Source organism: uncultured Roseibium sp., assembly GCF_947499295.1.
Lineage (GTDB): Bacteria > Pseudomonadota > Alphaproteobacteria > Rhizobiales > Stappiaceae > Roseibium.
In genome coordinates this window covers 59,488-71,985 of record NZ_CANMNP010000021.1, presented here as the reverse complement: position 1 = coordinate 71,985, position 12,498 = coordinate 59,488, and the positions used below count along the sequence as shown (strand labels likewise).

9 protein-coding genes are annotated in these 12,498 nt (G+C 60.9%); 7 read left to right on the top strand and 2 right to left on the bottom strand.

The annotated features are described in order from the left end of the window. Positions 1 to 663: 663 nt before the first annotated feature. Positions 664 to 1,353 (top strand): GntR family transcriptional regulator, encoded by a 690-nt coding sequence (locus Q0835_RS25745; RefSeq protein WP_298965706.1) that lies wholly within the window; start codon positions 664 to 666, stop codon positions 1,351 to 1,353. Positions 1,354 to 1,370: 17 nt separating this feature from the next. On the opposite strand, the gene Q0835_RS25740 is transcribed toward Q0835_RS25745, so the two are convergent. Beyond that, a complete protein-coding gene (locus Q0835_RS25740) occupies positions 1,371 to 1,790 on the bottom strand; it encodes a nuclear transport factor 2 family protein (RefSeq protein ID WP_298965652.1) in 420 nt (139 codons plus the stop codon). Positions 1,791 to 2,027: 237 nt separating this feature from the next. Here Q0835_RS25740 and Q0835_RS25735 point away from each other — a divergent pair, with 237 nt between their 5' ends. The 5 genes from Q0835_RS25735 to Q0835_RS25715 all read left to right on the top strand — a co-directional run bounded on the left by Q0835_RS25735 (position 2,028) and on the right by Q0835_RS25715 (position 9,825). Then, complete coding sequence (locus tag Q0835_RS25735; protein WP_298819563.1) at positions 2,028 to 3,215, top strand: ABC transporter substrate-binding protein; 1,188 nt, start codon at positions 2,028 to 2,030, stop codon at positions 3,213 to 3,215. A gap of 94 nt (positions 3,216 to 3,309) precedes the next feature. Next, entirely contained in the window at positions 3,310 to 4,179 is an 870-nt protein-coding gene (locus Q0835_RS25730; RefSeq protein WP_298965705.1) for a branched-chain amino acid ABC transporter permease, read from the top strand. 10 nt (positions 4,180 to 4,189) lie between these two features. After that, positions 4,190 to 6,709, top strand: coding sequence for an ATP-binding cassette domain-containing protein (locus Q0835_RS25725; RefSeq protein WP_298965650.1), 2,520 nt, complete (start codon positions 4,190 to 4,192; stop codon positions 6,707 to 6,709). Beyond that, positions 6,706 to 7,965 carry an amidohydrolase family protein gene (locus tag Q0835_RS25720; RefSeq protein WP_298965649.1) on the top strand — a complete coding sequence of 420 codons (1,260 nt, stop codon included), beginning with the start codon at positions 6,706 to 6,708 and terminating at the stop codon, positions 7,963 to 7,965. The genes Q0835_RS25725 and Q0835_RS25720 overlap by 4 nt, the downstream gene beginning before the upstream one ends. A 291-nt stretch (positions 7,966 to 8,256) precedes the next feature. Next, positions 8,257 to 9,825: an amidohydrolase family protein gene (locus Q0835_RS25715; protein ID WP_298965647.1), complete on the top strand. Its 1,569-nt coding sequence runs from the start codon at positions 8,257 to 8,259 to the stop codon at positions 9,823 to 9,825. On the opposite strand, the gene Q0835_RS25710 is transcribed toward Q0835_RS25715, so the two are convergent. Next, positions 9,800 to 10,729, bottom strand: coding sequence for a LysR family transcriptional regulator (locus tag Q0835_RS25710; RefSeq protein ID WP_298819570.1), 930 nt, complete (start codon positions 10,727 to 10,729; stop codon positions 9,800 to 9,802). The genes Q0835_RS25715 and Q0835_RS25710 overlap by 26 nt on opposite strands. A 139-nt stretch (positions 10,730 to 10,868) precedes the next feature. On the opposite strand from Q0835_RS25710, the gene Q0835_RS25705 reads away from it, so the two are divergent. After that, positions 10,869 to 12,494 carry an ABC transporter substrate-binding protein gene (locus Q0835_RS25705; RefSeq protein ID WP_298965644.1) on the top strand — a complete coding sequence of 542 codons (1,626 nt, stop codon included), beginning with the start codon at positions 10,869 to 10,871 and terminating at the stop codon, positions 12,492 to 12,494. Positions 12,495 to 12,498 lie beyond the last annotated feature (4 nt).

Genomic DNA, 12,498 nt, shown 5'->3' with positions numbered 1-12,498 from the left:
CCAGGGCGGCTTTTTTGTTGGAAGGGGTCGCCGATTTTAACCTCCCCGGGCCCCTTCAAGGAGCGCCAAAGCCAAACGCAGAAACCAAATCTTGCTCCCGCAAACAACGAAACAAAACCAAAAATCCAACAGGGGTGCTTCACTCAAGCGGGCTCTTTGACGTTATGGACATCAAAGTAACAACTGAAGAGTATCGATCAAACTTCAGACCCGGCGGGACTGACTGTCCAAGTCTGAAGAAAACCGATTCGCGGCTTGGAATCTTAATTGGCTTTTTGAGGTCGCGCCGGGGCTGCCGCGTCTGGCCATGATAGAGGCAGATATCGAAAAGGTCAGCCTCTAAGCACGCTGCGGGGAGGAAACCGGAGATTTTGGCCTTGCCGATTTTCTCGGACGCCGGATCGAAGCGCTAACCGACAATGGCGACGCGGTCGTTCATGCGGCCAGATTGGCCATTCCGATCCGGTTGACGCGGAGTGCTGATTGATCCAGCCTCCTTGGCGACTGGCTCAGTGCTTTCAAGCAGTAACAGTGAGTGCCCGGGCCGTCACTAATCAACAGGCTGGCGTAGTTGAAACGCTTTGCTCTCGGCATACGGAGGCTTGAGAAAACCGGCAGGATTTGCTTTTCTTGTCAGGACGTTTCCCGAGACCCGCACCATCCATGAACAGATCCGAACAAATCTGCGCAGCCCTGCGTACCGCCATTCTCGAGCGCGCACTGCTGCCGGGTATGAAACTGCCCGAGGACACGTTGGGCGAACGCTTCGGCTCTAGCCGGACCATCGTGAGGCAGGCACTTGAACGCCTTGCCGCTGAAGGGCTCGTGGAGCTTCGGCGAAACCGGGGAGCGGTCGTCGCGACGCCGAGCCTTGAAGAGGCACGGGACCTTTTCGACCTTAGAAGCCAGATCGAGGACCTGGTGGTCAGCCGTTTGATCAAGGAATTCTCGAAGGACCATCTCCAGTGCCTCAACGCCCATCTGCAGAAGGAAATTGATGCGGAGACCGGGCCCGAACCGGTGTCGATCCGGCTGGCGACGGAATTTCACATCCTGCTGGCCCAGCTGACGGAGAGCCCCGTGTTGATCCGCTATGTCGAGGAAATCGGTTATCGCTGCGGCCTGACGCTGGCCCTCTATTCGCGGCCCCATTCCACCGATTGCGGTATTCAGGAACACCGGGAGATTATCGACGCCTTGTCGAGGGGCGACGAGACGCGCGCCCGCGAGCTGATGAGACGTCATCTCGGTGCTGTCGCCGACCGCGCCCTAATCAAGCCGGAGATCGAAGGTGCGCCGCTCTACCTGGACGCGCTGGAACCCTATGTCCGTGCCGTGCGCGAGGACGGCTGAGAGCGGCCAGCCATAAGTCAAGCCTTGATGCCCATCCGTGTCAGGATCCGTTCCGCGCTGTCATTCCAGACATCCATCCTGACGATCTTGCCGTCTTCCACCTCGAAGCGGTCGACATACCGATTGCCTTCGAAGGGGGTGCCATCAGGCCATTCGCCGTAGAGTGTGCCGACGGAATAGACCACGGTGCGCTTGCCGTTTGTGGCAACGTCGAACGTATCCATCTTCTTTTTCACCCAGCTGTAGCGGCCCGCATTGAAGGCCGTTGGGCCGGACGGGTGTTTAAAGACCCGGCCGCCGGTGAAGGTGATGACGACGTTGTCGGCAACGAAGGTCGCCGCCAGGTCCGGATCCGGCTTCATCGAGGCGTCCAGGTAGTCACGCACGATCCTGGCTTCTTCCGGCATCTCCAGCGAGAGTTGTTCTTCCAAGCGCATGTTTTGTCTCTCTGACTGGTTGATCTAGTCCGAGCATACGAAGATGGCGATGGCTTTGCATGCAAATTTTGTATGCAAAAATTGCATGCAATTTAGGCGATGGGCGCTGACCCGCTGACGGGTTCACAAGGTGTTTTTACATAAGTTATTGAAAAATATAGCTTCAAGGAGTCTGGCATCGCATTTGCTGAGAGAGGTCGTTCGGACGTGAGGTTCGAACGACCAGAGGAGTCAGTTATGAAGTCAGCACAGTTTCTTCCGAAGGTGACCCGCCGCGTCCTGATGTCCGGTGTTGTCGGTCTCGCCGTCGCGACCAGTCTGCCCGCCTTTGCCGCCGATACGATCAAGATTGGCCTTGTCGCCGCCCTCAGCGGGCAGTCCGCGAAATCCGGTCAGGCAATCACGCGCGGGCTCACCATCGCAATAGATGAAATCAATGAAAAGGGCGGCATTCTCGGCAAACCGCTCGAACTGGTCAGCCGCGACGATGAAAGCAATCCGGGCAAAGGCCTTGTGGCAGCGCGGGAACTGGTGCAGCGAGAAGGTGTCGCCGCCCTGATCGGCGGGCTGGATACGCCGGTGTCCTTCGCCATCGTGCCCTTCGCCAACCAGGCCAAGGTTCCGTTTGTCGGTCCCTGGGCGGCCGGAACGGGCATCACCAAGAATGGCGCAGAGGAAAACTACATCTTCCGGGTCTCGGCCGTGGATGAGTATGTCGATGAGGCGATCACAGAATACCTGATTTCCAACTACGGCTCCAAGAAACCGGGCATGATCCTGATCAACAATCCCTGGGGCGAATCCAACGAGAAGGGCCTGACCAAGGCGCTCGAGAAGCGCGGCATGGAGCATGCGGGCATCGAGAAGTTCGAGAGCAACGACGTCGATGTGGTGCCGCAGCTCACGCGCCTCAAGGAGAACGGTGCCGACGGTCTGTTCGTGGTGGCAAACGTTGCCCCGACGGCGCAGGTGGTGAAATCCCTCGACCGGATGGGCTGGGACGTGCCGATGGCCTCGCACTGGGGACCGGCCGGCGGCCGCTTTACAGAGCTGGCCGGCAAGAGCGGTGAAAAGCTGCACTTCATCCAGACTTTCCTCTTCACCGAGGGAGATGCCAAGGGAGAGGCGATGTTCGCCAAGCTTCAGGAAACCTTCCCGGAGATCAAAACCATGGCCGATGTGACACCCGCGACCGGGATTGCCAATGCTTATGACGCCATGCTGCTGCTGGCCGCCGCCATCGAGAAGGCCGGTTCCACGGACGGCCCCGCGATCCGTCAGGCGATGTACGAGATCGAGAACATCGAGGGGTTGATCAAGACCTATACAGACCCGTTCTCGCCGGAAGATCAGGACGCGATTGCGCCGGAGGATTATGTCTTCGCGCATTTCGTCGAGGGTGAAATCATTCCGATCAAGGACTGACGGAACACGCCCGCCGCCTCCCGCATTCCGCATGCGGGAGGTCTCCGTTTCCGGGCCGCAATGGTCCACCAAGACTTGGATTTGTCACATGACCCTGATGATCGCAGCGCTGGTGACCGGCATTGGCCTCGGCAGCATGTATGGCCTGATAGCGCTCGGCTTCCAGATTACCTATTCCGTTTCCTCCACCGTGAATTTCGCGCAAGGCAGCGTGGTGATGCTGGGCGCCGTACTGGGCTACGTCTTTGCCGAAAGGCTCGGTCTTGCCTGGTGGCTTGCCTATCCGCTGGCGATCCTGTGCTGTGGTCTCTTCGGCATGCTGGTGGAAGCCCTGCTGGTGCGTCCTTTCGCCTCGCGTGGATCGGAAGCCTGGCTGATGGCAACCGTCGCCGGGGGTATCTTCCTTGACAATGCCGTCCTGTTTTCCTTCGGCAACGAGCCGCGGTCTCTGTCCTCGCCGCTTGTCGAGACCACCTGGCAATTTGCCGGAACGGGCCTCTATCCCCAGCAGCTGCTCATTCCCGTGGCCGCCATCGGCGTCGCACTGACCCTGCACGTCCTATTCCGCAGGACCCTGCAGGGAAGGGCCCTTTTGGCAGTCGTCCAGAACACACTGGCAGCCCGGCTGATGGGCATCAACACAACTCTGATGATCTCCGGCTCCTTTGCCATTTCCGCGATGCTGGCCGGATGCGCGGGCCTGCTGATCGCTCCGCTGTTCTCGGTCCATTCCGACATGGGTACCCTGTTCGGGCTGAAGGCCTTTGCTGTCGCAATCCTTGGCGGCATGACGTCGGCATCTGGCGTCATGCTGGCCGGCTTTCTCTACGGCCTGACCGAGGCGCTGGTCACCGCATATCTCGGCTCTTCGTCGACCTATATCGTCGTCTTTGCCCTCGTGATCCTGGCGCTGACTTTGAAGCCTGATGGTCTGTTCGGCCGACCGGCAGTCAAGAAAGTCTGAGGTGATGCTGATGTTGTTTTCGGGCAAACGCCTCGGGCTGGATCTCACGATCCTGGCGGCGACGCTTGCGGGGATCGCCGCGGCGCTCGCAACCGGCGGCTACACCCAGTTTGTGATCGGCCTTGTCGCGCTGACCACCATTCTGGGAGCCGGCCTCAACGTGCTTTACGGACTCACTGGCCTGGTCTCGCTCGGCCAGGTCGGCTTTTTCGCCATCGGGGCCTATGCCAGCGGCATCGCCACGCTGTCCGGACTGTCCTTCTGGGTCGCGCTGCCTCTGTCCGCCGGCATTGCCGGTGTCGCAGGCGGTTTGCTGGCCGTGCCCGCTGTACGCATGGCCGGGCCGTTTCTGGCCATGGTCACGATTGCCTTCGCCTTTATCGTCGAACACGGAGCGGTCGAGTGGAGGTCTCTTACGGGCGGCCAGAACGGCTTGATGGGCTTTCCCATGCCCGCGATCGGGGGTTACCTCTTTTCCGAGCGTGATCTTGTGTTGCTGTCCGTTGTTCTGGCCGGGCTTTCGCTCTATCTGTTCCGGCGCCTTGCAGACAGCGGCTGGGGCATGGCCATGACCGGTATGCGCGATGCGGAGATCGCCGCATCCTCGCTCGGCTATCGGCCGTTCGTTATCAAGTCCGCGGCCTTTGTAATTGCGGCGGCCCTGGCTGGTCTGGCAGGTGGCCTGTTCACGCCGCTGATGATGTTCATCGCGCCGAGCAATTTTCCGTTCTCGCAATCGATTCTGTTCCTGTTTGCGATCCTGATAGGGGGCTCCGGTACCGTGCTCGGACCGCTCGCGGGCGCGCTGGTTACCGTGCTGCTGCCGGAATTCCTGTCCGGACTGGCTGAATACCGGCTCCTGTTCTTCGGCGGACTGCTGATCGGCGTTCTGCTGCTGGCGCCGCGCGGGATTGTCGGGACGGTGTCCTCTTTTATGCCCACGCGGAGGCAGGAGATCGCACCAGCATCAGTGGCGGACGTCGAAACGGTCCTTTGCAAAGAAGGCTCCGGGGTCCTGCTGGAACTCGACACACTCGGCATCTCCTTCGGCGGAGTGCGAGCGGTCGACGAGGTTTCGCTGTCCATCAGACCGGGTGAGGTGACCTCGATCATCGGGCCGAACGGGGCTGGCAAGACGACCATTCTCAACATGGTCAGCGGGTTTTATGCGCCCTCCGACGGGCGGATCCTGCTGGGTGGAAAGAACCTGGCGGGAGCCCCAGCCCATGCGGTGGCACGCGCGGGGATTGCGCGCACCTACCAGACGACCAAGCTGTTCGAAAACCTGTCCGTCGTCGCCAATGTCGTCTCCGGGCTTTCCCGGGGCGCACTTGGCAATCCCTGGATTGACGTGCAATCCGCCGGGAACCTTGAACTGGCGGCCGGCCTGTTGCGTTTTTGCGGCTACCAGGGCGACCTGGAAAAGCGGGCCGGAGACCTGCCTCATGTCGACCGGCGTCTCGTCGAGATTGCCCGGGCCATGGCGATGCGGCCGGAGATTCTGCTTCTGGATGAACCTGCCGCTGGCCTGATGCGTGCCGACAAGGAGGCGCTCGGCAACCTTCTTAGCCGGATCGCGGGTCTCGGCCTTTCGGTGGTTCTTGTCGAGCATGACATGGATCTTGTCATGGGTATTTCCGACCGGATCCTGGCGGTGGATGCGGGAACGCCGATCGCTTTTGGCACGCCCGCCGAAATCCAGGTGGACGAGACCGTTATCGCCGCCTATCTGGGTGATGGATCGTCTTCGGCCCATCCGCGTTCCGTACTGCTCGAGACGGTGGAGACACCTGTCCTGTCGACCCTCAGGTTGACCGCGGGCTACGGCGCGGCGCCTGTCCTGACAGAGGTCTCCGTGAAGGTGCGTCCCGGCGAGATGGTTGCGCTTCTGGGTGCGAACGGTGCAGGCAAATCCACTTTCCTGTCGGCACTTGCCGGACTGCACCGGCCCGTCGGCGGCCGGATCATTCTGAACGATGCCGCGGTCCATGACCTGGCGCCGCATGATCTGGTGAAACGCGGTCTGGTGCTGGTGCCCGAAGGGCGCCAGGTGTTTCCCGAACTCACCGTTCTGGAGAATATCGAACTTGGTGCCTACAAACGCCGCAAGGACATATCGCAGGACGAAATCGCGGCCCACCTGGACCGGTTTCCGCGCCTCAAGGATCGGCTTTTCAGCCGCGCCGGACTGCTGTCCGGGGGCGAGCAGCAAATGATGGCAATTGCACGGGGGCTCATGGCCAAGCCTGAAATCCTGCTGCTGGACGAGCCATCGCTGGGGTTGGCGCCGGCTATGGTCAACGAGCTATATGCCATTCTTGGGGAGCTGCGGGACGAAGGCAAGACCATCCTTCTGGTCGACCAGATGGCGACCATGGCGCTGTCGGTCGCCGACTACGCCTATGTGCTTGAACAGGGCAGGGTGGTCGTCGAAGGGCCGGCCGGCGAGCTCTCCGCCGACCCGCGTCTGACGGCAGCCTATCTGGGGGGCGGCGAACCGGACGAAGCTGTAAAGGAGGCCATTGCATGAGTGAATGCGTCATTCGTGACGTCAGGCTTCCGGATCATGCGTCCCGCGTGGATCTTCTCGTCCGCAATGGCCTGATCGCGGCAATCGGGCCGCGTATCGTGACCGACGTCCGGCAGGTTTCAGGCAACGGGGCGCTGCTGACGCCCGGGTTCGTCGAAAGCCATATTCATCTCGACAAGGCCTGTATCCTGGACCGCTGTCACAACGAGACAGGTACGCTTGAGGGGGCGATCGCCTCTGTCGGAGTGGCGAAGATGGGCTTCACGGAGGAGGATGTCCACGCGCGCGGTGCCAGGGTTCTTAAGAAGGCGATCGTCCAGGGCACCAACGCCATGCGCACCCATGTCGAGATCGATCCGGTGATCGGCCTGACCGGTTTTAATGCCGTTCTGCGGCTGAAACGGGACTTTGCCTGGGCGCTCGACCTGCAGATATGCGTCTTTCCTCAGGAAGGCATGACCAACAATCCGGGAACTGAGGAACTGCTCGAGGCGGCGCTTTCGAAAGGGGCGGATGTGCTCGGTGGCTGTCCCTATACCGACACCGATCCGAATGCCCAGATCCGGCTCCTGTTCGAGATGGCAACGCGCCATGACGTTGATCTGGATTTTCATCTGGATTTTGATCTGGATCCAGGCTGGCGGCATTTGGACGAGATCGCGCGCCAGGCCATCGCCTTCGCCTGGCAGGGCAGGGTCGCCATTGGCCATGTCACCAAGCTGTCGGCCTTGCCGCCGCGCCAGCTTCGGGAGTCTGTCCTGCTGATGAAGGACGCCGGCATCGCTCTGACGGTGCTGCCGGTAACGGATCTCTTCCTGATGGGTCGGAACCGCGATCATCTTGTTCCGCGGGGTGTCGCGCCGGCGCATGTATTCCATGCTGCCGGTGTCTGTTGCACAGTCGCGACCAACAATGTGCTCAACCCGTTCACGCCTTATGGCGACTGTTCGCTGACGCGCGTGGCCAATCTTTATGCCAATGTGCATCAGCTGAGCACAGCGACCGAGCTGGAAGCCTGTTTCGATATGGTCACGGCGGCGCCCATGCAGCTGATCAGCCGGCCCCGTTCATTGGTGGTCGGCGAAGAGGCGACTTTCGTCGCCTTGCCCGCCGAGACGGGCGCACAGGCGATCGCCGAGATTGCGCGGCCTAGCTGGGGCATGAAGCTGGGACGCATCAGCTTCGAACAGCCGGTAGCGCGGCTGCTGGCGCCGGAGACGGTCCAGGGACACGAGGTCGAAACGGAGACCGTTTGACAATTCCGGACAAGAAAAACCGATCCACGCTCCCGGAGCGTGCCTTCCTCGGCAAAGAACCATTCCTGATGCGAATAGCTTGCAATCGCCGATACTGAAGAAAAGTTTCGAGTACACAAAATGAGGTAGGCATGGCTTCCGGAGATGCGAGACGACACGCGATTGTCGTTCTATCAACCAGCAGCAGATGGAGCTGGTCGATAGAACGGTCGCGGGCAGGCAGGCGGACAGCCGGGAAGCACTGCTGCGGCGCGCTGAAGGAATGTGCCGCACAGCATGGGGACAAGGGGCATGAGTGACTGTCCGGCCGACCGGGAATTCCTGATCCGTACCTGTGCCACGATCACCGGCGTCGACGATGCCTCAACTGGTGAGGTGATCGAAGGCGCGGCTATCCATGTCCGGGACGGGCTTGTCGTCGCCGTGAAACCCTTTGAGGATCTGCGCACCGACCATCCGGACCTGCCGGTCGAGGGTGGGCCTGACGCAATTGCCTTTCCAGGCCTCGTCAACAGCCATCACCATTCGGGGCTGACGCCGCTCCAGCTCGGGGTTCCCTACGGGCCGCTGGAGCTTTGGCTGCCGCAGTTCCGGGGCATGCGTTATGTAGGGCACAGGCTCGACACGCTCTATTCGGCGATCGAGATGCTGGAATCAGGTACGACGACGGTCCAGCATATTCACCCCGGCCTTACAGGTGAACCGGACACCTGGACCAATCTGTCAAACAAGGTGATCGGGGCCTATCGCGACATCGGTATGCGAGTGTCCTTCTCCTTCATGATCCGGGACCGCAACCAGCTCGTTCACGAAGACGACGAACCGTTCCTGTCCGGATTACCGGAAGATGAGGCTGCCTACTGGCGGCCGAAGCTTGCCGCGAGCAAGGCGCCGATCTTATCCCACATGAGCTGGTTCGAGGAGCAAAAGACTGTCTGGGCAAAATCGGATCCGGACGGGGTGTCCTGGCAGCTCGCACCGGCCAACCTGCACTGGTGCTCAGATGACTGCCTGAGTGCCATTTTCGACACGGCGGCACGCACGGGTTCGAAGATCCACATGCATTTGGTGGAAACCCGGCTGCAGGCGGAATTTGCCCGGCGGACCTATGGCAAGTCAGCCATTCGCCATCTTGCGGATCTCGGCTGTCTGACAGGCAACCTTACGCTCGGCCACGGCATCTGGACCGACCCGGAAGACCTTGACCTCGTTCGCAACTGCGGCTGTACCATCTGTCACAATGCCAGTTCGGGCCTGCGTCTAGCCAGCGGCATCGCGCCTGTCAACGAGATGCTGAAGAGGGGTGTGCCCGTCTGCCTCGGCATCGACCAGGCCGGGATCAACGATGACCGCGACATGCTTCAGGAGATGCGGCTGGCCTGGGCGCTGCACCGGGAGCCGGGGTTGGACACCTTCCGCCCGTCTGCCGGGCATGTTTTCAGGATGGCGACGGAACACGGCGCGGCGAGCACGGGCTTCGAGGGGCGTATCGGGCGACTGGACGCTGGCAAGGCGGCGGACGTTGTCCTGGTCGACTGGGCCGACATTGCCCGTCCTTTCATAGATGACAGTGTGCCTCTGGTAGATGCGGTCCTGCAGCGCAGCAGGCAGATGGCCGCGCGGACGGTCTTTGTCGGCGGCTGCAAGGTCGTCGCCGATGGCAGGGTGATCTCGATAGACCGAGACATGGTTCTTGAGGAAATAGGCGCCTTGCTGTCCGCGCCCTTCACTGTGTCCGAAATGGAAGCACGGAACCGAACGGCGCGCCTTGTCCGATACATGGCGGACTGGTTCGAAGCCCGCTATCCGGAGACGAGCCCGCCGTCTTACCGGTTCAACGCGATTGCCGGGCAAGCCTGATCAGTTCGTTCGGCAAGCTGTTGAGGGCCGCCGCAAGCTGGTTGGCGAATCGAGCCGAGGCGACGGACAGGGTCCGGCCACGCATCTGCATCAGGGTCAGGTTGCCATAGGGCACGTCTTCCTTGGCGAGCGGGCGGAAGGTCAGGCGGTCATCGCCGGACAGGTTGAGCCCGATGGGGAACTGGAAGCCGACGGCCGCTTCCTGCTGCACATAGTGACGCATGAATTCAAAGGAATCGGCTTCTGCGGTCGGCTCCATCTTCTGGCTCATGCTGGCAACGGCAAGGTCGAGAAGGTAGCGGATGCCGATCCGCTTCGGCGGAACAATGTGCGGAAAGCCTAGGCAGTCCCGCAGGCGGAGCTTTTCCTTCGCCGCAAGGGGATGGTCCCTGGCCATGACCGCGTAAACCGGCTGTTCCACCGAGAGGAGCACATCGAAATCTCCCAGGTGAACCGGTTCGAATACGAGGGCGAGGTCGCTTTCGAAGGCGCGTAGGTCTTCTTCCGCCGCATCCCGGTCGCGCACGTGGACGGAGAAGGAGACGCTGGGATGTTCCGCCCGGTAGGCGGCAATCTGGGCTGGCATGAAATAGGGCTGAATCGCCTGGGAACAAGCGATGCTGACATGGCCGCGGCGCAGGCCCGACAGGTCGGCCACCTGGCTGCGGACCCGCTCGAGATCGGCGATCTGGCCGCGGATGTGCTGGATCAGCAGCTCGCCGGCCGGGTTGAGGCGTACGCCGCCATGCAGACGCTCGAAAATGGGTGCGCCGAATTCCTCCTCGAACCCCAGGATGCGCCTATTCAGGGCGGACGAGGTGATGTTCATGTCTTCGGCGGCCTTGCGAATGGAGCCTGCCTTGTTCACCGCGTCGATCAGCTTGAGTGTTTGAAGGTGTTTCATTTTCAATGCTTTGCGTATGGTGCTGCAAATTACGAAGCACAAAGGTGCAAAAATAGCAATAGAAGTACTCACCAAAGACGCGCATCGTGAAGGCCAGTGGGAAGGGCCTTCTCCCCTTTCCTGCCAAGAGGGGATTGCTATGACCTATAAAACTTCACGCCGCGGGTTCCTGACAGGTGCCGGTGCAACGGTCCTCGGAGCGTCCGTTTTACCTTTTCTGAAAGTGCTTCCGGCCTCCGCGGCGGCAGGTGATGTGGTGGTGGCTGTTACTGGCCAGACCATCAACAGCCTTGACATTCAACGCACGGGCACGAACCGCCCGAGCTACCAGGTTGCGGTCAACGTCTATGACCGGCTGGTCAGTTTCGGCACCAAGACGCTCGAGGACGGCAGCCTGTCCTACGACTACTCGGTGATCGAGCCGGAAGTTGCCGAAAGCTGGGAATTCACCGATGACGACATGGCGATCGTCTTCAAGTTGCGTCCCGACGGCAAATTCCAGGACGGTTCGCCGATCACCGCCGAGGATGTGAAATGGTCCTTCGATAGAGCGGTCAGCGTCGGCGGGTTCCCGACGGTTCAGATGAAGGCAGGTTCCCTTGAAAAGCCGGAGCAGTTCGAGGTCGTCGACGAGTTCACGTTCAAGATCAATCTGCTGCGCAAGTCCAAGCTGACCCTGCCGGATCTGGCGGTGCCGGTGCCGATGATCATCAACGCCAAGGTGGCGCGTGAACACGCGACCGAAGACGATCCATGGGCGATGGAATATCTGCACAAGACCCCAGCTGGCTCGGGCGCCTTCAAGGTCGCTTCGTGGAAGCCTGGCGAACAGCTTGTCTATGAGCGCAATGACGGCTGGACTTCCGGTCCGGTGCCGGCGGTTCAGCGCGTCGTCCTGCGCGAGGTGCCGAGCTCGGCCACACGACGCGCGCTGCTGGAACGCGGTGACGTCAATATGTCGTTCAACATGCCCAACAAGGACGCCAAGGAGCTGTCGGGCACCGAGGACATCACGGTCGCCACGACGCCGATCGAGAATGCCATCTACTGCCTGTGCCCGAACCTGGCATTCGAGCCCTTCAAGGACAAGAAGGTCCGTCAGGCCATCGCATGGGCGGTGCCTTACGAGGAAGTGTTCCAGACCGCCGCCTATGGGCGGGGCGCACCTATGTGGGGTGGGCCGTCGACGGCGCCGGCAGATATCGCCTGGCCGCAGAAATTTCCCTATTCGACGGATCTCGACAAGGCCAAGGCACTTCTGGCGGAAGCCGGTTATGCCGACGGTTTCGAAGTGCCGCTGTCGATCGACCTGTCGCAGAGCGACTGGATGGAGCCTACGGCGCTGTTGATCCAGGAAAACCTCGCCAAGATAGGGATCACGGCAACCATCGAGAAAATCCCGGGTGCCAACTGGCGCACTGCCTCATTGGTCGAAAAACGCTTGCCGCTTCATCTGGAAACCTTCGGTGGCTGGCTGAACTACCCCTGCTATTACTTTTTCTGGGCTTACCAGGAAGGCCATCTCTTCAACTCGTCCAACTACCGGAACGAGGAGATCGAAACGCTGACGTCGGAAGCGTTGCACATGTCGGTCGAGGATCCGGACTATGCCCCCAAGATCAAGCGCATGATCGAGATCGCCTGGGACGAGGTGCCTCGCATTGCCCTGTGGCAGCCGGCGCTGAACGTTGGTACGCGCAACCTCGAGGGCTACGAGTACTGGTTCCACCGCCAGCTTGATGTCCGCGGACTGAAAAAGGCCTGATGCC

Excerpts from the sequence above, each read along its gene's own strand:
- Q0835_RS25720 (WP_298965649.1), top strand. The coding sequence starts at position 6,706 with ATGAGTGAATGCGTCATTCGTGACGTCAGGCTTCCGGATCATGCGTCC.
- Q0835_RS25715 (WP_298965647.1), top strand. The coding sequence starts at position 8,257 with ATGAGTGACTGTCCGGCCGACCGGGAATTCCTGATCCGTACCTGTGCC.
- Q0835_RS25725 (WP_298965650.1), top strand. The coding sequence starts at position 4,190 with ATGTTGTTTTCGGGCAAACGCCTCGGGCTGGATCTCACGATCCTGGCG.
- Q0835_RS25710 (WP_298819570.1), bottom strand. The coding sequence starts at position 10,729 with ATGAAACACCTTCAAACACTCAAGCTGATCGACGCGGTGAACAAGGCA.
- Q0835_RS25745 (WP_298965706.1), top strand. The coding sequence starts at position 664 with ATGAACAGATCCGAACAAATCTGCGCAGCCCTGCGTACCGCCATTCTC.
- Q0835_RS25705 (WP_298965644.1), top strand. The coding sequence starts at position 10,869 with ATGACCTATAAAACTTCACGCCGCGGGTTCCTGACAGGTGCCGGTGCA.
- Q0835_RS25740 (WP_298965652.1), bottom strand. The coding sequence starts at position 1,790 with ATGCGCTTGGAAGAACAACTCTCGCTGGAGATGCCGGAAGAAGCCAGG.
- Q0835_RS25735 (WP_298819563.1), top strand. The coding sequence starts at position 2,028 with ATGAAGTCAGCACAGTTTCTTCCGAAGGTGACCCGCCGCGTCCTGATG.